We start from the raw sequence: 19,475 nt of genomic DNA, 5'->3' as shown, positions 1-19,475 counted from the left end.
CCACGCCCGGGGCATTCGTCTGTTTCGACGCATGTCACCGATAGTTGGCGCGGCGCATACCGGGACGCTGATCCGTTGATCGACACTTGTCGACATCCGGTGACCAGCCGGTAACTTCCGTCCCACCGCACACCCCGCGGAGGTAAACCGTGCCCCGACGTCTCGTCACCCTGTTCGCCTCGGGCGCGCTCGCGCTGCTCGCCACCCTCGCCCCCGCCTCCCCCGCCGTAGCCGCCGTCACCCCCGCACAGAAGTTGTCCGTGCTGTCCAGCTGGACCCAGACCAGCGCGTCCAGCTACAACTCCTGGAACAGCGCCCGCCTGAACCGGGCCCCCTGGGCCGAGTACAACTTCGTCTGGTCCACCGACTACTGCTCGTCCAGCCCGGACAATCCGCTCGGCTTCACCTTCAACCTGGGCTGCTACCGGCACGACTTCGGCTACCGCAACTACAAGGCGGTCGGCCAGTTCTCCGCCAACAAGGCCCGCCTCGACAACGCCTTCTACGCGGACCTGAAGCGGGTCTGCGCCACGTACAACGCCGTCGTCCGCCCCGCCTGTTACAGCCTGGCCTGGACCTACTACCAGGCGGTCCACGTCTTCGGCTCGGTAGCCGCCGTCCAACAGTCCGACATCGACCGAGCCGCCCGAATGAAGGCCCAAGCCGAGTCCCAAGCCCGCGCCAACTCCCCCGCCCGCGCCTAACCCGACCCGACCCGACCCCCATCCACCCCGTTGATCATGGAGTTATTGCCCGGTCCACCGGCGTGTCGTGGCAATAACTCCATGATCGCCAAGCGACGACCGGGGGGTTGGGGTGGGGGTGGGGGGGTTAGGCGTGTTCGGTTTTGGTGGCGGGGTGTTGGGGTGGGGTGGGGTGGGACAGGTCGGTGCTGAAGCGGGTCGAGTCCGCGGCCAGGTCCGGGTGTTCCACGTCGAGCGCGAGCGCGACGGCCTCGTCCAGGCTCAACTCGCCACCCTCCCCGTACGCGTCGTCGAACGCCACATCACCCATCATCATCCGCAGCTCCGCCTGCTGGTCGGCCCAATAGCCGCCGTAGATGCCCGGCGTCGCCCGCATGCTCGCCCGGGTGACCTGCGCCGCCCCGAACAGCCGCGCGGCGGTCGACCGGTCCCCACCGAGCGCGCACCGGACCGCGATCGCGTTCAGGGTGTCGCAGGCCCCGCCGTGGTAGCCGTGCCCCATCCGTGAGCGCAACGCCGCGAGCAGGTGCTCGTGCGCGGCGATCACGTCACCCCGGGCCAACGCGACCATCCCGAGCAGCATGTCCACCGAACGCCGGCCCCGCTCGACCGGACGGGCGGCCTCCACCGGACGCGCCGCGCCCAGCAGGTCCGCCGCCTCCTCCAGCGCGCCCCGCCGCCAGAGCAGCTCGGCCAGGCTGAACACCGCGAACAGCGCCTCGCCCACCACGTCCTGCCCGTGCGCCCAGTCGATGACCTCCCGACAGACCCGCTCGGCCTCGAAGAACTGGCCCATGTCCACGAGTGGCGCGGCCCGGCCGGCGAGCACCCGGGCCAGCAGACCGGCGTCACCGGCCTGCCGGGCGGCGGCCTCCGCCCGCTGCGAGTACCGCAACTCCTCAGCGAACTCGCCGTCGGCGCCGGCGTGCAGCGAGTGCATGTGGTACGCCGCCGCCAGCTCCGCGTCCGGGATACGCTCGCCCGTCTCGGCGATCCGTCCGTACAGCCGGAACAGCCAGAGCCGGCCCTCGCGCGCCAGCCCACGCTCGCGCCACCACTGGTCCAGCCCGTTCGTGAGACGCAGACCGGCGCGGGCGCTGCCCCCGGTGGCACACCACCGCAGCGCGGCCCGCAGCTCGTCGGCCAGCGGATCGAGGGTGTAGAGCGACAGCGTCACCGGTCGTCCGTCCGGGCCGAGGTGCGCCCGTTCCAGGGCGTGTGCCGACCAGGCCACGTGCCGGTCCCGGGCGGCCTGTTCCTCACCCGCCTCGGCCAGCCGCCGGGCCGCGTACGCCCGGATCGGGTCGAGCATCCGGTACGAGCTGCCGGCGGCCCGCGGCTCGGCCAACACCATCGACTTGTCCACCAGCACCGACAGCGGATCCAGCGGGTCGTCGCCGAGCAGCCACTCCACCGTCGGCAGGTCCACCGGCCCGGCGAAGACCGCCATCCAGCGCAACAGCCGTGCGGCCCGGGGCCCCAACGTCCGGTACGACCAGGTGACGGTGGCCTGCATGGTCAGGTGTCGTTCGGTGGCCGACCGCTGCACGGCTCTGCTCGCCGGGGTCGGCGGCGGCGTGCCGATCGCCGCGGCCACCAGGTCCACGGTGTCCTGCTGGTTGCCGGACCAGCCGCGCTCCACCGGCGGTGGCTCCGGGTCCTCCCGGCCGGCGTCCAGCGTCCCGAGGACGTCGTCCAGCCGTTCGGCGAGCTGACCCACGGAGAGCACCCGCAGCCGGGCGGCCGCCAACTCGATGGCGAGCGGCAGCCCGTCCAACCGTTGCACCACCCGGCGCAGGTCGGCCGACTCGGCCGGGTCCGGCTGCCGGCCGCCACGGGCCGCCGCCGTCCGGTCCAGCAGCAGCGCGACCGCATCGCTCTCCGCGCCGTCGGCGCGCGGATCGACCGAGAGCGGCGGGATCCGCCACACCACCTCGCCGGGCAGGCTGAACGACTCGCGGCTGGTCGCCAGCACCCGTACGCCGCCCCCGCCGGAGAGCAGCCGCGAGATGACCTCACCGCAGGCGGCCGGTTGCGAGTCGCAGGTGTCCAGCACGACGAGCATCCGGCGGGCCGCCGCGTACTCGACAAGCGTGTCCAGCATCGGGCGGCCCGGCTCGGGCCGCAGCCCGAGCACCGCGGCGATCGCGAACGCCACCAACCCCGGGTCGGTCACCGAGGCGATGTCGACGAACCACACCCCGTCGGGGTACGCCTCGACGACGCCGGCGGCCAACTCCACGGCGAGTCGGGTCTTCCCCGCGCCGCCCGCACCCAGCACCGTGACCAGCCGGTGCCGCTCCACCAGCCGGCCCAGCTCGGCGCGCTCGACCTGGCGCCCGACGAACGAGGTCACCTGGGTCGGCAGGTTGTGCGCGACCGCCTCGGCGGTACGCGGGCGGGGGAACTGTCGCTCCAGCCCGGGAGCGATCAGCTGGAACAGCCGCTCCCGGTCGTCGAAGCCCCGCAGCCGGTGCAGGCCCAGGTCCAGCAGCGTGGCGCCGGGCGGCAGCGGGTCGGCCCGACGGGCCGTGGACGCCGAACACAGCACCTGCCCGCCGTGCGCCGCCGCGGCCACCCGGGCGGCCCGGTGCACCTCGGGGCTGGCGTACTCCCCGTCGCGGGGCTCGGCGTAGCCGGTGTGCAGGCCCATCCGTACCCGGGGCGCGGCCTCGGTGGTCGGCCAGTCGTGGTTGGCCAGGGCTCGCTGGGCGGTCAGGCAGGCCGTCAGTGCCGCCGCCGCGTCGTCGAAGGCCAGGAAGAACGAGTCGCCCTCGGTCAAGAGTTCGGCACCACCGGTGGCGGCCAGGGTGCGACGCAGCAACCGCCGATGCTCGGCGAGCACCGGGCGGTAGTCCGCGCCGAGCAACTGGGCCAGCCGGGTCGAGCCCTCGATGTCGGTGAACACGAAGGTCACCCAACCGCTCGGGAGCTGGATCCGTGGCGACATGCGTGGAACCTCCGCCCGTGACGTCGGGTTCATGCTGCCTGAGTCCGAGCGGTCACGCATCGTGAGAACGGCCGGGCACGTGCCGCCTCAAGGTGCCACTCCAACCCGGTCCCGGCAAGGCCGGTTCACGAGTCTGCCGCCGAAACCGCCGGATCAGCAGCCGCAGGCGCCACCGCAGCAGCCGCCACCGCCGGATGCCGGCGCGGCACCGGCGCCGCGACCGGTGACCGACACCGCCGAGAGCAACTTGACCGTGTCGGCGTGGCCCTGCGGGCAGGTGGCCGGCGCTCCGGCCTCCGCCATCGGACGGTTGACCTCGAAGGTGTCGCCGCAGGCGCGGCATCGGAACTCGTACCGGGGCATGCAACCAGGGTACGTGGACCTGACGTCCGAGGGGACATGAGTGATACTCGACGGGTGGTGGACGGCGAGGACAAGACGCGAGTGCAACCGCTCCGACCGGCCGCGCCGCTGGACGGGCCGCTGGCGGAGTCGGGCGCCGCGCCGGATCCGGTACCCCCGGCCGTGCCTCGCCCGCGTCGGCCCTGGCTGAGCGGCAGCAGTACGGACGCGACGGGCACACCCCCGCCCCCGGACGACGCCGCTCCCCGCTCGACAGTCGACGCTCCGGCCGCTGACCAGCGCGAGGACGCCGCCGACGACATCGCCACGAAGGCGGCCCCCACCACCGATGCCGCCGCCGGTACGGCCACCGCCGGTACGGCCACCGCCGCTGCGGACCGGGCCGAGGGGGGCACCGACAGCCCGGCGCGCGACAACCCCGACGGTGACGTCACGGCGAGGGCCGACACCACGGCCGCCGAGCCCGCGAAGGCCGACCCGGCAACCGCCAGCAGCACGGCCCCCGACACGGCGAAGAGCGACGCCACGGCCCTCGACCCGGCGAAGGCCGGCAGCACGGCCGCCGACGCGGCGAAGGCCGGCACCACCGACGCCGACGCGGCGAAGGCCGGCACCACCGACGCCGATCCGGCGAAGGCGAAGACGGGCGACGCCAAGGCCGACACCGCCAAGACCGGCGACGGGTCGGTCGCGGCGGGCGCCGCCGCCACCGATCTGGCGGCGACCAAGGTGGACGGCGTCGCCGTCGTACCGGCGACGACGCCCGGTCGGCGGCGGCGGGTCCCGTTCGCGCACGCCGTACGGCTGCCACCGCCGCGCCAGGCCGCGGTGACCGCCGCTCGGGCGACCCGCGACTGGTCCCGCCGGCCCAGCGGCCGACTCACCGTGCCCGGGGTCTTCCTGCTCGCCCTGGTCGCCGCGACCGCCGCCGCCGGGGCGCTGCTCGTCCCGGCGACCATCCGCGGGTCCAAGCCGGTGGCCGTCGACGCCTCGGCCGCGCCGACCGTGGCCGTGCCGCCGGCCCTGCCGCTCGACCCACGCCCGACCGGCCCGCTGCCCAGCGGTGCGGTGCCCACGGGCCCGCCGCCCACCGGGGCGTTCCCCACCAGCGTCGTGCCGACCGGGCCGACCATCGCGCCACCTGTCGGCGGTCGTCCCTCGGACGCACTGGCCGGTTGGGCCCAGCAGGTCGGGGCCAAGGTCGGCATCCCGCCGGCCGCCATGCAGGCGTACGGGTACGCGGAACTGATGCTCGCCCAGACCAACCGGAGTTGCGCGTTGAGCTGGACCACGCTGGCCGCGATCGGTCAGGTCGAGTCGGGGCACGGCTCGGCCAACGGCGCGCGGCTGGGCGCCGACGGCAAGGCGTTGCCCCACATCATCGGGCTACCGCTGGACGGCAAGGGTGGCCGGATGCGGATCATCGACACCGACCGCGGGGCGCTCGACAACGACAGCACCTACGACCGGGCGATCGGGCCGATGCAGTTCATCCCGACCACCTGGCAGGAGATCGGGGCCGACGCCGACCGGGACGGGATCAAGGACCCGCACGACCTGGACGACGCGGCGCTGGCGGCCGGCAACTACCTCTGCAAGGGTGGCCGCAACCTCAGCATCCCCGGCGACTGGTGGAACGCGATCCTGTCGTACAACGATGTGCGCCGGTACGCCCAGGACGTCTACAACACCGCTGACCGGTACGGACGGGCCAGCCGCCAGATGTGATCGTCCGCGTACATTGGAGGACCGGACACTTCCCCCTGGCAGCCGTTAGCGGCAAGCTAGACGGGTGATGGTGCGCGAGTGGGACCCCAGGACCGCGTCCTCCGCCGAGATCGCGTCGTTGTTGACCACGCTGAACGCGGTGCTCGCGGCCGATCTGCCGCAGGACCCGCCGTGGCGGGAGACCTCCCTGCGGGAGTATCTGGCCGAGGTGATGCCCGGTGAGCGGCGGATCTCCTGGCTGGCCCAGGCCGAGCCGGGCGACCCCGGCGAGGTCGGCGCCGTCCTCGGGCAGGTTCACGTGCTGCTCCTCGGTGACATCGGGGTGATCGAGGTGCTGGTCCACCCCTCGGTACGACGCAGCGGCCTCGGCCGTGACCTGGTCCTGCGCGCGGCCCGGCGGGTCTATCAGGAGGGCTTCCGGTCGATCGGGGTCGAGGTGGTCGGCGACACGCCGTCGGTGGCCTTCTACGAGTCGCTCGGTTTCACCCGGGAGTACGTGGAGACGCGCAGCGTGCTCGACCTGACCTCGGTGGACTGGGCCGAGTTGACCGAGATGGCCACCGGGATCGGTGCGGGCTACCACCTGGAGTTCTACCCGGGCGGGCCGCCGGACCACCTGATCGAGTCGTACGCGCGGGCCAAGGCCGAGGTGCGCGACGTCGAGGACGGCGAGCTACGGCCCAGCTCCTACGACCCGGAGCGCCTGCGGGACAGCCTGGACACCCTGCACCGACGCGGCATGAAGCCGTACATCGTGCTGGCCCGGCACGAGCAGAGCGGTGAGGTGGCCGGTCTGACCGAGGTCGTGGTGCCCGCGCAGCACCCGACCCGCGCCGACCAGTACGACACGATCGTCGCGCAGGACCACCGGGGTTACGGCATCGACCGGGCGATCAAGGCGCGGATGCTGCTGGAGCTGCGCTCCGCCGAGCCGGAGCTGGCCGAGGTGCAGACCTGGAACGCGCAGGCCAACGAGGCGATGCTCAAGGTCAACGCGGAACTGGGCTACCGGCCCGACCGGGACTGGTGCGAGTACAGCGTCGATGTCGCTGAGCTGGTGCACCGCCTCGATCCACCACGCTGAGGAATTCACGAAAGTGTCCACCAGGGGATGGACGGTGGACAGTGGGGCACCTTAACGTGCGTTGACCCCGTCCACCCATCGTGGAGGCCCTATGCGCCCGCGCCGCACGACAGCCGCGCTCGCGATCGCCACCGCCGCAGTGACCGTCACGGCTCTCGGCGTCACCCCCGGCGCGGCCAGCGCCGCGCCCACCGACCTCTTCATCTCCGAGTACGTCGAAGGCTCGTCGAACAACAAGGCGATCGAGCTGTTCAACGGCACCGGTGCTCCCGTCGACCTCACCGCGGGCGGCTACCAGCTCCTGCTCTACTTCAACGGCGCCACGACGGCGACCACCATCGCGCTGACCGGGACGGTCGCCGCCGGGGACGCCTTCGTCTTCGCCAGCGCCTCGGCCGGGCCGGCGATCCTCGCCCAGGCGGACCAGACCACCGGGGCGAGCCTGTTCAACGGTGACGACGCGATCGTGCTGCGCCGGGGCGCGACCGTGCTCGACTCGATCGGCCAGGTTGGCGTCGACCCGGGCACCGAGTGGGGCACCGGCACGACCAGCACGGCGGACAACACGCTGCGCCGGCTGCCCTCGGTCATCGCGGGCGACACCGATCCGTCGGACGCGTTCGACCCCGCCGCGCAGTGGGCCGGCTTCCCGGTCGACACCTTCGACGGGCTCGGCGCGCACACCGTGGACGGCGGTGGGCCGGTCGACGTCCCGGCCACGGTGACCTGCGGCGACCCGCTGGTCACCGCCTCGGGAACGGCGGCGAGCCGGGAGGTCACCGCCACCGACCCGGACGACGAGATCGTCGACCTGGCGGTGACCGGGGTCAACCCGACGCCGACCAGCGGCTCGATCAGCCGTACCGCGGTCACGCCCGCCGACGCGGTGGGCGGCACGGCCCGCGCCACGGTCAGCGCGAGCGCCGACCTCACCGCCGGGGCGTACACCGTCACCGTGACCGCGACCGATGCGGGCGGTGGCACCGCGAGCTGCGCGCTGGTCGTGCAGGTGACCCGGGAGCTGACCGTCGGGGAGGTGCAGGGTCCGACCACCGACGCCGAGTCCGGCCCCGCCGACCGGTCACCGCTCGCACCGGCGAGCGGCAACGGCACGAGCAGCACGATGTACGACGTCCGTGGCGTGATCACCCAGCGGACGCTGGCCCGTACGTCGGCCGGGGCGGAGCAGAACGGGTTCTTCCTCCAGAGCCGCAGTGGCGACACCGACGGCGACCCGACCAGCTCCGACGGCATCTTCGTCTTCATGGGCACGTTCACCTCGCTGATCGGCGGCTACGTGCCGACCGTCGGCGACGAGGTCGTACTCCGGGCGCGAGTGTCGGAGTACTACAACTTCACCCAGCTCTCCGGGGCGTCGCTGGTCCGCCGGATCGCCACCGGTCTGGACGTGGACACCACGGTCACGGTCGCCGACGCGACGCCGCCGGTCGAGCTGACCGAGGCGCAGCGCTGGTGGGAGCGGCACGAGGGCACCCGGCTGCGGGTACGCGCCGGCAGCGGTGCGGTGAGCGGACGCGACGTCTTCTCGTCCACCGCCGACGCGGAGCTGTGGGTCGTCGACCGGGACGATCCGCTGCTGAACCGGGCCGACCCGTACGCCCGGCGGGTCTTCCGGGACGCGCACCCGCTGGACAACGACCCGACCCGGCGCTTCGACGACGGCAACGGCCAGCGCGTGCTGCTCGGCAGCATGGGGGTGAAGGCGACCGCCGCTGACAGCACAGCGCTGCTCCCGCCGGCCCACACCTTCGACACGCTGCGCGCCGACGCGGTGGGCGGCGTCTACTACTCGTTCGAGAAGTACGGCGTCCAGGTCGAGCGGGCCGAGTTCGACGCCGGGGCCGACCCGTCGAAGAACAACCCGCCGAAGCCCGCCGACCGGTCCCAGGAGGTCGCGGTCGCGACCTACAACGTGGAGAACCTGTACGACTACCGCGACGACCCGTTCGACGGCTGCGACTTCACCGGCAACGCCGGGTGCACGGGTGTCAGCCCACCGTTCGACTACGTGCCGAGCAGCGAGGCGGACTACCGCCAGCACCTGACGTCGCTCGCCGACCAGATCGTCAAGGATCTGCACGCACCGGATCTGATCCTGGTGCAGGAGGCCGAGGACCAGGACATCTGCACGGTCGCCGGAACGGCGCTGGCCTGCGGCGAGACCAACAACGCCGACGGCGCTCCGGACAGCATCCAGGAGTTGGCGCTCGCGGTGGCGGCGGCCGGTGGGCCGGCGTACGCCGCTGCCTACGACCGGACCGGCGCGGACGCCCGCGGGATCACCGCCGCGTTCCTGTACCGCACCGACCGGCTGTCCCTGGCGGCCGCGACGGCGAGCGACCCGCTGTTGGGTGCGGCCCCGACCGTGCAGTACCGCGCCGCCGGTCTGCCGAGCAACGCCGACGTGCAGAACCCCAAGGCGCTCAACGCGGTGTTGCCGTCCGACGTGGACACCTCGACGGGCAAGGACGGGAACAGCGTCTTCACCCGGGCACCGCAGTTGGGCAAGTTCACCGTGGCCGCGGCGCCAGGCTCCACCGAACGGTTCACCCTGTACGCGCTCAGCAACCACTACTCCTCCGGTCCGGACAGCCGGGTCGGGCAGCGGCGGGAGCAGGCGACGTACGGAGCGGCGATCGTCACCGCGATCGAGGCGGCCGACCGGAACGCCCGGGTCGTGTACGGCGGTGACCTGAACGTCTTCCCCCGCCCGGATGATCCCATCGCGACGGGCAGCCAGCCCACCCCGTCGGACCAGCTCGCTCCGCTGTACGAGGCGGGCCTGCACAACCTGTGGGACAACCTGGTGGCGGACGTGCCGGCCTCGGCGTACTCGTACAGCTTCGAGGGGCAGGCGCAGACGCTCGACCACCTGTTCGTCAACGACGCGCTCTACGGCGACCTGGTGCAGGTACGGGCGGCGCACGTCAACGCCGATTGGCCGGCGGAGTTCACCGGTGACGGCTCGCGGGGTTCCAGCGACCACGACCCGCAGGTGGCGAGGTTCCGCTCGCGGGCGTCGTTGACCGTCGCCGACACCACTGTGGTCGAGGGCGACCAGGGCACCCGGCAGATGGTGTTCACCGCCACCGTCTCGCGGCCGCTGTCGCAGCCCGTACTGCTGTGCGCCGCGACCGTCGGTCTCACGGCGCAGGCGGGCTCGGACTTCGACGCGTACGCCGGCTGCAAGGCGCTGGCCGCCGGTGACACCTCGGTGACCTTCCCGGTGACCGTGCGGGGTGATCGGCGGCGCGAGTCGGACGAGACGCTGACCCTGCTGGTGGCCGGCGTGCCCGGCCTGCGGCTGGCCGACCCCCTGGCGGCCGGAACCATCACCAACGACGACTGAACGACGGCGCTGACGGCCCACCGTCCGGTTTCCCGGAGGGTGGGCCGTTCGCGTGTCAGTAGTATTCGTCGATGATCGGTGGCGGTGGCAGGTGCCGATGCTGCGCGACCCGCACCTCCCACTGGCTGCGTCGGCGCCGTGCCTCGCGGTCCGCCGAGCTGCGGTGGTAGGTCTCCGGTGGCCGTGCCAACCCGTAGATGTCCCCCCACCACTCCCCCGGCTCCGGATCGAGGATCGTGTCGAGGTGCGAGGGATAGCGCCGACCCGCACCGTCGTGGACGTCTTCCCGGTCGGCCATCGGCTGGACGATCCGGCCTTCCTGATCCACCACGACCAGGTAGAGGCCGCCCGCGCCGAGCAGGCGTTCCAGTACAGCAAGGCTCGGTGTCAGGCTGCCCGCCTCGACCCGCCCCACCGTCGACGGTGACACCTTGGCGAAGCGGGCCAGCCGAAGTTGGCTCAGCCCGACGATCCGACGTGCGCGGCGCACCAGACCGGCGATGGGGAACCGACCGACGATAGGGCCAGGGGGAAGAGGAGGTTCGAGCGCCGACGCCATCTCACCACCATCACCCGTGTCGGCACCCGACTCAATCCCTGTGGATAAACCTGTGGACAACTGAGGATCGGGCCGGCGCCGCGCCGGCGCCGCGCCGGGCCTGGGCGGCCGGGGCGGCGGGGGCGGCCGGGGCGTGGTTGACCGCCTTTGCTCTGCTTCAACGGACGCAACACTTTTGGGTTCCAAGTGTTGCGTCCGTTGAAGCAGAGCAAAGGGCGCGCGAAGGGGTGTCGGACCTCCTCGGGCCGGTTGTCAGGATGGGTCGCTCAGGGCCAGGGCGGGTCAGAGGTCGCAGAGACGGCGGCCGGAGCCGATGTCGTCAAGCGCCGCGTGCAGGTCGCGGATGCGCCGCTCGGCCTCGGCGGTCAGCCGGTCGTGCAGGCGCTGCCAGTCGGCCGGCTGCGGGTCGGGTGGCAGGGCCGCGAGCAGGTCACGGATCTCGTTGACGGTCAGACCGACGCGCTGGGCCACCCGCGCCACCCTGATCCGGCAGGCCGCGTCGACGTCGAAGCGCCGCTGGTTGCCGCCGGTGCGGGCAGCCGTGATCAGGCCCTGCCGCTCGTAGAACCGCACGGCGGAGCCGCTGACCCCGCTCTCCCGGGCCACCTCGCCGACCGTCAACGTGCCCATCGCCAGTCCCCCGCCGCCATTGACTTCACCATTACTTCAAGTCCTAGCGTCCGAGGCATGACGACGCAGGAGAACACCCGGCCGACCGTCGCCGTGCTCGTCGGGAGCGTCCGGCAACCCCGGCTGGGCCGCTCGATCGCCGACTGGTTCGTCGCGCACGGGAGCCGCCGGGCGGACCTGGACCTGGACCTCGTCGACCTCGCCGAGGTGGCGCTACCGTTCGCCGACACCCCTCCCGGGGGCAACTCGACCAGCCCGATCAGTGCCCGGTTAGCGGCCGCCGACGCGTTCGTGGTGGTGACGCCCGAATACAACCACAGCTTCCCGGCCGCCCTGAAGAACGCCATCGACTGGCACTACCGGGAGTGGGCCCGCAAGCCGGTGGCCTTCGTGTCGTACGGCGCCAACTCCGGCGGCATCCGCGCGGTGGAGCAACTCCGGCTGGTCTTCGCCGAGGTGCAGGCCGCCACGACCCGCTCCGGGGTGGTGCTCCGGGCACCCTGGGAACGCCTCGACGCCGACGGTCGGCTGGTCGACGACGAGCCACTGCGGCAGGCGGCCGACGCCACCCTGAGCGAGCTGGCCTGGTGGGCCGAGGCGCTGCGCACCGCCCGCCGGGTTCGGCCCTGATGGACGCGTCCGCGCGGCGGCTCGGCTGGTACCTGACCCTGGGTGGTCTGCTCGCGGTGATCGACACCACGGTCACCGTGGTGGCCCTGCCGAGGCTGGTCGACGACCTCGACACCGACCTTCCCACGATCGGCTGGGTCACCAGCGGCTACGCGCTCGCCCTGGTCGCGGTGATGCCCACCGCGGCCTGGGCGATCGGCCGCTTCGGCGCCCGCCGCACCTACCTGACCGCGCTGCTGCTGTTCACCGCCGGCTCCGTGTTGGCCGGGGCCGCCTGGAGCGTCGGGTCGCTGATCGCGTTCCGGGTGCTCCAGGGGCTGGGCGGCGGCCTGCTCAACCCGGTCGGGATGGCCGTCGCGCTCGCCGCGGTCCCGCCGCAGCGGCGCGGGCGGATGATGAGCCTGCTCGGCCTTCCGGTGCTGGTCGGACCGCTGATCGGACCGGTGCTGGGTGGGCTGCTGCTCGATCACGCCTCCTGGCGGTGGATCTTCTGGATCAACCTGCCGGTGGGGCTGGTGGCGCTGGTGCTCGGCCGGCTGGTGCTGCCGGTCGCCGACGCGCGACGACCATCGATCCGGCTGGACGTCGTCGGGCTGCTGCTGCTCTGCCCCGGTCTGGCGCTGGCGGTGTACGGCCTCAGCGTCACCGGCGAGCGGGGCGGAGTCGTCACCGCGTCCGTGCTGCTGCCGTTCACGCTCGGCGCCCTGCTGGTGGTCGCCTTCGCCGTGCGGGCCGGCCGGGTCCGGCAGCCCCTGCTGCGCCTGGCCGTGCTGCGCGCGCCGGGGATGACCCCCGGTGCCGCGACGGTGGCCCTCTTCGCCGCCGGATACTTCGGCTCGTTCCTGATCATCCCGGCCTACGTGCAGGTGGTACGCGGTGACTCGGCCACCCTGGCCGGGATGATCGGCATCCCGCAGGCGCTGACCACCGGGCTGACGCTCCAGGTCGCGACCCGGCTCGTCGATCGCGTCTCGGCGCGACGGGTGGTCGGGCTGGGCATCTGCACCGCCGTGGCCGGCACGGTGGCCCGGCTGCTGGTGCTCGACGCCGACACGTCGTACCCGTTGCTGGCCGCGCTGGGGGCGGTCATCGGCCTGGGCATGGGGGCGACGCTGATGCCGACGATGACGGCGGCAAGCCGGTCGCTTCCGCCCGACGACGTACCGTCCGGCTCCACGCTGCTCACCACGGTGTCGCACACCTCGGTCGCGGCCGGCACGGCGCTGATCGCCGCCGTCCTCTCCCTCCTCGTGGACCGGGTGGCCCCGAGCCTGGGTGGCGGGGGCATCACGGCCGCCGGCCGGCTCGACCCGGCCAGCCGGCTCGGGCTCGCGCCGGAACTCGCGCAGGCCACCCGGCTCACGATGGCGGTCTCGGCCGTACTGCTGGCGCTCGCCTGGCTGACCAGCCGACGACTTCCGGCCACCGTCGCGGCTGCCGACGAGGCGGTCACCCCGGCGGAAGCCGCGGAGTCGGTCAGTACCGCTGGCGGAGCAGACCCGCGGCCTCGACCGCCCAGTAGGTGAGGATGATCTGCGCGCCGGCCCGCTTGATCGAGGTGAGGGTCTCCATCATCACCCGCTCCCGGTCGATCCAGCCGTTCGCGGCGGCCGCCTCGACCATCGCGTACTCGCCGGAGACCTGGTAGGCGGCGACCGGGACGTCCACCGCGGCCCGGACCGCCGACACCACGTCGAGGTAGGGCAGCGCCGGCTTGACCATCACCATGTCGGCGCCCTCGGCGACGTCGAGCGCCACCTCGCGCAGCGACTCGCGCAGGTTCGCCGGGTCCTGCTGGTAACTGCGCCGGTCGCCCTCCAGCGCCGACTCCACGGCGTCCCGGAACGGGCCGAAGAACGCCGAGGCGTACTTCACCGCGTACGCCAGCACGGACACGTCCTGGTGTCCGGCGGCGTCGAGCGCCCGGCGTACCACGCCGACCTGGCCGTCCATCATCCCGGACGGCCCGACCACGTGGACCCCGGCGGCGGCCTGGGCCACCGCCATCTCTGCGTACGCGGCCAGCGTGGCGTCGTTGTCGACGTCACCGTCGGGGGCGAGCACCCCGCAGTGCCCGTGCGAGGTGAACTCGTCCAGGCACAGGTCGCTCATCACGACCGTGCTGTCGCCCACCTCGGAGACCACGTCGCGGATGGCGACGTTCAGGATGCCGTCCGGGTCGATGCCGCCGGACCCGGTGGGGTCGCGCCGCTCGGGGACCCCGAAGAGCATGATCCCGCCGACACCGGCCTGCACGGCCTCGGCGGCCGCCTTGCGCAGCGAGTCCCGGGAGTGCTGGAGCACCCCCGGGAGCGACGCGATGGCCCGTGGCTCGGTCAACCCTTCCTTGACGAACATCGGCACGACCAGCTCGGCCGGGTCGACCCGGGTCTCGGACACCAGCCGGCGGATCGCGGGGGTGCGGCGCAGGCGGCGGGGCCGGATCTCGGGGTACGACATGGAAGGGTCCTCTCGAACGACGACTACCGGAACCGCAGAGCGGTCGGCCCCTGCACCTTCGAGCCGCGGCGCTGCTTGGCCGGCATGGCGGCCAGCTTCTCGCGCAACTCGACGGCGTAGGCGGCGAGCGCCTCCACCAGGTCGGGCACCGAGGCGTGCGGCGGCTGGACGTCGACCCGCAGGCCGAACTCCGTCGCGGTCTCCGCCGTCTTGGGCCCAATCACGGCAACAACCGTGCGCGCGTGCGGCTTCCCGGCGATACCGACGAGGTTCCGCACGGTCGAAGAAGACGTGAAGAGCACCGCGTCGAACCCGCCCGACTTGATCGCGTCGCGGATCTCGGCCGGCGGCGGCGCGGCCCGCACCGTCCGGTACGCGGTCACGTCGTCGACCTCCCAGCCGCGCTCGGTGAGCCCGGCGGCGAGCGTCTCGGTGGCGATGTCGGCGCGCGGCAGCAGCACCCGGCCGACCGGGTCGAGGATCTCGTCGTGCGGCGAGAACTCGGCCAGCAGACCCTCGGAGGACTGCTCCCCGGCGGGGATCAGCTCCGGCTGGATGCCGAACGCGCGCACCGCGTCGGCGGTCGCCTCACCGATGCAGGCGATCTTGACGCCGCCGAAGTGCCGGGCGTCCAGGCCGTGCTCGGCGAACTTCTCCCAGACCGCGCGGACCGCGTTCACCGAGGTGAAGATCACCCAGGCGTACCGGCCGTCGACCAGGCCCTTGACCGCCCGCTCCATCTGCGCCGGGGTACGCGGCGGCTCGACCGCGATGGTCGGCACCTCGCACGGGATCGCCCCGTACGCCCGCAGCCGGGCACTCATCACGCCGGCCTGCTCCTTGGTGCGGGGTACCAGCACCTTCCAGCCGTACAGCGGGCGGTTCTCCCACCAGCTCAGCTTGTCCCGCTGGCCCACCCCGACGCCGACGGTGAGCACCACCCGGCCGGTGAAGCCGAGCGCGGCGGCCACGAAGCTGTCCACGGTCGACGTGGTCGTGTACTGGGTCTCGCCGGTGCCGTCGCCGGTCACCGCGACACCGGTGGTGCCGTCGACCCCGGCGGCCAGCAGCCCGTCCCGGACGGCGGCGAGGTCACCGGCGTCCACCGCGAGCGCGAGCGAACCCCGGCCCACGGCGGCGGCCAGCGCTTCGAAGTCCAGCGCGCTGACGTCCTCGACGTCGGCGGCGGTACGCACACCCGGCAGCGGAACCCCCGCGTAGGTGGCCACACCCTCGGCCTGGCCGACGCCGGGCACGACCTCGAAGTGGGCGGCGGTACGGGCGACGGCCTGCACCTCCTTGACCACCGAGTCGTGTCCGAACGGGTCGCCGGCGACCAGGTGCACCGCGTTCAGCCCGGACCGGGCCGCGGAGATCAGCACCTTCGCCACGTCCCCCGGGGCGCCTTCGGCCGGGGTGAACTCGGCGTCGTCCCTGGCCTCGGCGCGCACGGCGACGAGCAGCGACTCCGGGACTCCCCGGTCGTAGATCACCTGGTCGGCGTCGACCAGGGCGTCGTGCGCCCGGCGGGTCAGCAGACCTGGATCGCCGGGGCCCGCCCCGACGAACGCGATACGGCCGACGGGCTTACGGGTGCGGGTCATTCTGTGCTCCCAAATTGCTGGGTCCCCGGGCCGGTGTGTCCTTCGTGGCCGAGGATCGAGTCGGCGCCGAGTTCGAGGAGTTCGGCGGCGAGTGCCTTACCGATCTCCGCCGCGTCGGCGGGCGTTCCGGTGCGGGACAGCCGGAGGTCACGAGTGCCGTCCGGACTGATCACCGCCCCGCGCAGGTAGATCTCATCACCGGTCTCGCCTTCGGCGAGCTCGGCGTAGGCGGCGACGGGTGCGCTGCACCCGGCCTCCAGGGTGGCCAGCAGCGCGCGCTCCGCGATGACCGCGGCGCGCGACGGTGCGTGGTCGAGCGTTCCGAGCAGCTCGACCAGGTCCTGGTCGTCGACCCGGCACTCCACCGCCAGCGCGCCCTGGGCGGGCGCGGGCAGCATCAGCATCGGGTCCAGCGTCTCGGTGATCACGTCGGTCCGGCCGATCCGGGCCAGCCCGGCCCGGGCCAGCACGACGGCGTCGAGGTCGGCATCGGGACCGAGCACCCGCGCCAGGCGGGTGTCGATGTTGCCGCGGATCGGGGTGACCTCCAGTTGCAGGCCGAGAGCGTGCAACTGGGCGATCCGGCGCAGCGCGCCGGTGCCCACGGTGGCGCCGGGCGGCAGCTCGGCGAGCGTCCGACCGTCGCGGGCGACCAGCGCGTCGCGCGGGTCCTGCCGGGGCGGTACCGCCGCGATGTGCAGCCCACCCGCGCCGGCCGTGGGCAGGTCCTTGTACGAGTGCACCGCGAAGTCGATCGTCCCGGCGGTCAGGGCGTCACGCAGCGCGGAGACGAACACGCCGACGCCGAGTCGGTGCACGGGCGCGCTGGAGCGGTCACCGGCGGTGACCACCTCGACCAGCTCGACCGGGCGGCCGGTGGCGGCGGTCACCGCCTCGGCGACATGGCCGGACTGGGCCATGGCCAGGGCGCTGCCCCGGGTACCGAGGCGCAGGGGGGCGGTCATCGCGCACCTCCGGTGGGCGGGACGGGGTCGGTGGCGTCCGCGCCGGGCACCGCATCACCGGCGGCGGACAGCCCGCCGAGCTCGGGGCTGAGCACGTCGGGGACGGTGTCCACCGGCGAGGTCTGCGGCACCTGAAGGTCGAACAGCTCACGCAGCAGGGCGGCGTACTGGTCGCCACCGGGCTCGGCGGCGAGCTGGCGGACCTTGACGGTGGGCTGGTGCAGCAGCCGCTGGACCACCCGGTGCACCGTACGGGCCACCTCGGCGCGCAGGTCGTCGCCGAGGTCGGGACGGCGCTGGGCGAGGCGACGCAGCTCGGTGGCGACGACGTCGTCGGCGCGACCGCGCAGCGCCGCCACGGTGGGCGCCACGTCGGCGCCGCGCAGCCAGGTGAGGAAGCCCTCCACCTCGCCGGTGACGATTCCCTCGACGGCGGCGGCGTCGGCCGCGGCCGGACCGTCGGCGAGCAGTGCCGCCATCCGGTCGATGTCGATCACCTCGACGCCGGCCAGGTCGGCGACGCCCTCCTCGACGTCCCGCGGGACGGCCAGGTCGAGCAGGACCAGCGGGCCCCGGGCCGGGTCGCGCTCGGCGAGCGCGGCCTCGACGACGGTACGGGTGAGGACCGGTTCGGTGGACGCGGTGGCGGCCACTACGATGTCCACTGTGGAGAGCGTGGCGGCCAGCTCGGTCATCGGCGCGGCGCCCGCACCGTACGACTCGGCGAGCCGGACGGCCCGGTCGATGCCCCGATTGGTGACCGTGAGCGGCCCGGCGCCCAGCCGGGAGAGCGTGGCCACCCCGAGCGAGCCCATCGCGCCGGCCCCGATCACCAGGGCCGGACGGCCGGCGAGGTCACCGTCGAGGTGCCCGGCCGCCAACTCCAGCGCGGCGGTGACGACGCTCTGGCCGGCCCGGTCGATGCCGGTCTCGGCGTGGGCCCGCTTGCCGACGCGCAGCGCCTGCTGCATCAGCTCGTGCAGCAGGCGGCCGGCCGAGTCGGCGCCGGTGGCCCAGTGGTACGCGTCGCGCAGCTGGCCGAGGATCTGCGCCTCGCCCACGACCATGGAGTCCAGCCCGGTGGCGACCCGGAAGACGTGGTCCACGGCGGCGGTGTCGTAGTGGACGTACAGGTGGTTGGCGAGCGCCGCCGGGGTGCTGCCGGCCTGCTCGCCCAGGACGGCGCAGATGTCGCCGAGCCCGCCGTGGAAACCGGACACGGCGGCGTACACCTCCACCCGGTTGCAGGTGGAGACGAGTACCGCCTCGCTCACGTACGGCTGAGCGACCAGGCGGTCCAGGGTGCGGGTGAGGTCGGCGGGGGGCACGGCCAGCTGCTCCAGCGTGGCGACCGGGGCGGTCCGGTAGGACGCGCCGACGACGAGCAGTTTCACGTGCCGATCGCCTCCTGGGTGTCGGTGGCCGCGAGCCCGCCGGGCAGGGCGGTGAGAGCGGACCCGCCGGTGGCGGGCAGCGCGGTCAGCGACGCCTTACGGTGCTCGTGGAAGGACAGAATCTGCAGCTCGATGGCGAGGTCGACCTTGCGAACGTCGACCCCCTCCGGAACAGAGAGTACGCACGGCGCGAAGTTGAGGATGCTCGTCACGCCGACCGCGACCAGCTGATCGGCGACCCGCTGGGCGGCCGGTGCCGGGGTGGCGATCACGCCGATCGCGATGGACTCCTCCGCGGCGACCGCCGGCAGGTCGTCGACATGCCGGACAACCAGGCCGTTGATCTCCTCACCGACCCGGGAGGGATCGGCGTCGAGCAGTGCGGCGATCCGGAAGCCCCGGCTGGCGAACCCGTCGTACCCGGCCAGAGCGTGACCGAGATTACCCACCCCGACCAGGGCGACCGCGCGACGCTGTGTGAGCCCGAGCACGTACTCGATCTGCTCGATCAGCAACGCGACGTCGTAGCCCACGCCCCGGGTGCCGTACGAGCCGAGGTGGGAGAGGTCCTTGCGGAGCTTGGCGGAGTTGACTCCGGCGGCCGCCGAGAGACCCTCACTGGAGATCGTTTCGTGGCCGGCGTCGGCGAGGTTGTGCAGCGCGCGCAGGTATTCCGGGAGCCGAGCGACGGTCGCCTCGGGGAGGTCCGGGAGCGCCGGTACGGCACCGGCGCGGCCGGGCGCACCTGGCTGACGGTGCTGACTCATGAGACTCCGTGCGGTGCGATCCTCGGCCAACTCCGCTGGTCGGCCGCTTGTGGACTCCCGCTGGCGACCGAGGTTGCCGGCTGTGCTAGCAGGGCGCGTCGGAACTACAGAGTAGGCGCTTGTGAAGACGTGCACAAATCGCGATCTTGCCGCTCCAGCACGCGACCCCACCCGCCCCTCCATTCCACAAGATCGATTGAGCACTCACCACCCGCGCGATTATTGCTCAATCCCGACTTCTCTGACCAATCCCGCGCCGCCCACCCC

At 73.1% G+C, this 19,475-nt stretch carries 15 protein-coding genes; 6 read left to right on the top strand and 9 right to left on the bottom strand.

All coding sequences use genetic code 11. The features are described from left to right. Positions 1–149: 149 nt before the first annotated feature. A complete protein-coding gene (locus AC3EN4_RS24485) occupies positions 150–704 on the top strand; it encodes a phospholipase (protein ID WP_435208092.1) in 555 nt (184 codons plus the stop codon). A gap of 127 nt (positions 705–831) precedes the next feature. Here the strand turns inward: AC3EN4_RS24485 and AC3EN4_RS24480 are convergent, their stop codons facing one another. Both AC3EN4_RS24480 and AC3EN4_RS24475 read right to left on the bottom strand, forming a co-directional pair. Continuing rightward, a complete protein-coding gene (locus AC3EN4_RS24480) occupies positions 832–3,654 on the bottom strand; it encodes an ATP-binding protein (RefSeq protein WP_435208090.1) in 2,823 nt (940 codons plus the stop codon). 153 nt (positions 3,655–3,807) lie between these two features. Further along, complete coding sequence (locus AC3EN4_RS24475) at positions 3,808–4,017, bottom strand: FmdB family zinc ribbon protein (protein ID WP_422737064.1); 210 nt, start codon at positions 4,015–4,017, stop codon at positions 3,808–3,810. Between the two features lie 714 nt (positions 4,018–4,731). Here AC3EN4_RS24475 and AC3EN4_RS24470 point away from each other — a divergent pair. The 3 genes from AC3EN4_RS24470 to AC3EN4_RS24460 all read left to right on the top strand — a co-directional run bounded on the left by AC3EN4_RS24470 (position 4,732) and on the right by AC3EN4_RS24460 (position 10,199). After that, positions 4,732–5,745 (top strand): lytic transglycosylase domain-containing protein, encoded by a 1,014-nt coding sequence (locus AC3EN4_RS24470; RefSeq protein ID WP_435208122.1) that lies wholly within the window; start codon positions 4,732–4,734, stop codon positions 5,743–5,745. A 67-nt stretch (positions 5,746–5,812) separates the two neighbouring features. After that, positions 5,813–6,829 carry a GNAT family N-acetyltransferase gene (locus tag AC3EN4_RS24465; RefSeq protein ID WP_435208120.1) on the top strand — a complete coding sequence of 339 codons (1,017 nt, stop codon included), beginning with the start codon at positions 5,813–5,815 and terminating at the stop codon, positions 6,827–6,829. Between the two features lie 91 nt (positions 6,830–6,920). Then, positions 6,921–10,199: a lamin tail domain-containing protein gene (locus AC3EN4_RS24460; protein WP_435208088.1), complete on the top strand. Its 3,279-nt coding sequence runs from the start codon at positions 6,921–6,923 to the stop codon at positions 10,197–10,199. Positions 10,200–10,254: 55 nt separating this feature from the next. Here the strand turns inward: AC3EN4_RS24460 and AC3EN4_RS24455 are convergent, their stop codons facing one another. Further along, positions 10,255–10,689 carry a helix-turn-helix domain-containing protein gene (locus AC3EN4_RS24455; RefSeq protein WP_435208086.1) on the bottom strand — a complete coding sequence of 145 codons (435 nt, stop codon included), beginning with the start codon at positions 10,687–10,689 and terminating at the stop codon, positions 10,255–10,257. A gap of 351 nt (positions 10,690–11,040) precedes the next feature. Then, on the bottom strand, positions 11,041–11,388 hold the full coding sequence (locus AC3EN4_RS24450; RefSeq protein WP_435208084.1) for a MerR family transcriptional regulator: 348 nt from the start codon (positions 11,386–11,388) through the stop codon (positions 11,041–11,043). A 57-nt stretch (positions 11,389–11,445) separates the two neighbouring features. Between AC3EN4_RS24450 and AC3EN4_RS24445 the strand changes: the two genes are divergently transcribed. Beyond that, complete coding sequence (locus tag AC3EN4_RS24445) at positions 11,446–12,018, top strand: NADPH-dependent FMN reductase (protein ID WP_435208082.1); 573 nt, start codon at positions 11,446–11,448, stop codon at positions 12,016–12,018. After that, complete coding sequence (locus AC3EN4_RS24440) at positions 12,018–13,544, top strand: DHA2 family efflux MFS transporter permease subunit (protein WP_435208080.1); 1,527 nt, start codon at positions 12,018–12,020, stop codon at positions 13,542–13,544. Before AC3EN4_RS24445 ends, AC3EN4_RS24440 begins: the two co-directional genes overlap by 1 nt. Here the strand turns inward: AC3EN4_RS24440 and hemB are convergent. Genes hemB through AC3EN4_RS24415 form a run of 5 tightly spaced genes read right to left on the bottom strand, consistent with a single transcriptional unit; the run spans position 13,495 to position 19,208 of the window. Beyond that, the gene (hemB, locus tag AC3EN4_RS24435) at positions 13,495–14,478 is read right to left on the bottom strand and encodes a porphobilinogen synthase (RefSeq protein ID WP_435208078.1); all 984 of its coding nucleotides are present in this window, start codon (positions 14,476–14,478) and stop codon (positions 13,495–13,497) included. The genes AC3EN4_RS24440 and hemB overlap by 50 nt on opposite strands. 23 nt (positions 14,479–14,501) lie before the next feature. After that, on the bottom strand, positions 14,502–16,082 hold the full coding sequence (locus AC3EN4_RS24430) for a bifunctional uroporphyrinogen-III C-methyltransferase/uroporphyrinogen-III synthase (RefSeq protein WP_422737072.1): 1,581 nt from the start codon (positions 16,080–16,082) through the stop codon (positions 14,502–14,504). After that, positions 16,079–17,047: a hydroxymethylbilane synthase gene (gene hemC, locus AC3EN4_RS24425; protein ID WP_422737073.1), complete on the bottom strand. Its 969-nt coding sequence runs from the start codon at positions 17,045–17,047 to the stop codon at positions 16,079–16,081. Before hemC ends, AC3EN4_RS24430 begins: the two co-directional genes overlap by 4 nt. Next, positions 17,044–18,441, bottom strand: a complete 1,398-nt coding sequence (locus tag AC3EN4_RS24420; protein WP_435208075.1) for a glutamyl-tRNA reductase — start codon at positions 18,439–18,441, stop codon at positions 17,044–17,046. The genes hemC and AC3EN4_RS24420 overlap by 4 nt, the downstream gene beginning before the upstream one ends. Next, positions 18,438–19,208, bottom strand: coding sequence for a redox-sensing transcriptional repressor Rex (locus AC3EN4_RS24415; RefSeq protein ID WP_435208073.1), 771 nt, complete (start codon positions 19,206–19,208; stop codon positions 18,438–18,440). The genes AC3EN4_RS24420 and AC3EN4_RS24415 overlap by 4 nt, the downstream gene beginning before the upstream one ends. Between the last annotated feature and the right edge of the window lie 267 nt (positions 19,209–19,475).

The organism is Micromonospora sp. bgisy143 (assembly GCF_057708145.1).
This window is presented reverse-complemented; position numbering and strand designations above follow the sequence as displayed.

Bases quoted from the DNA above. Each gene is read 5' to 3' on its own strand.
- AC3EN4_RS24480 (WP_435208090.1), bottom strand. From the start codon at position 3,654: ATGTCGCCACGGATCCAGCTCCCGAGCGGTTGGGTGACCTTCGTGTTC.
- AC3EN4_RS24475 (WP_422737064.1), bottom strand. From the start codon at position 4,017: ATGCCCCGGTACGAGTTCCGATGCCGCGCCTGCGGCGACACCTTCGAG.
- AC3EN4_RS24465 (WP_435208120.1), top strand. From the start codon at position 5,813: ATGGTGCGCGAGTGGGACCCCAGGACCGCGTCCTCCGCCGAGATCGCG.
- AC3EN4_RS24460 (WP_435208088.1), top strand. From the start codon at position 6,921: ATGCGCCCGCGCCGCACGACAGCCGCGCTCGCGATCGCCACCGCCGCA.
- AC3EN4_RS24450 (WP_435208084.1), bottom strand. From the start codon at position 11,388: ATGGGCACGTTGACGGTCGGCGAGGTGGCCCGGGAGAGCGGGGTCAGC.
- AC3EN4_RS24445 (WP_435208082.1), top strand. From the start codon at position 11,446: ATGACGACGCAGGAGAACACCCGGCCGACCGTCGCCGTGCTCGTCGGG.
- AC3EN4_RS24440 (WP_435208080.1), top strand. From the start codon at position 12,018: ATGGACGCGTCCGCGCGGCGGCTCGGCTGGTACCTGACCCTGGGTGGT.
- hemB (WP_435208078.1), bottom strand. From the start codon at position 14,478: ATGTCGTACCCCGAGATCCGGCCCCGCCGCCTGCGCCGCACCCCCGCG.
- AC3EN4_RS24430 (WP_422737072.1), bottom strand. From the start codon at position 16,082: ATGACCCGCACCCGTAAGCCCGTCGGCCGTATCGCGTTCGTCGGGGCG.
- hemC (WP_422737073.1), bottom strand. From the start codon at position 17,047: ATGACCGCCCCCCTGCGCCTCGGTACCCGGGGCAGCGCCCTGGCCATG.
- AC3EN4_RS24415 (WP_435208073.1), bottom strand. From the start codon at position 19,208: ATGAGTCAGCACCGTCAGCCAGGTGCGCCCGGCCGCGCCGGTGCCGTA.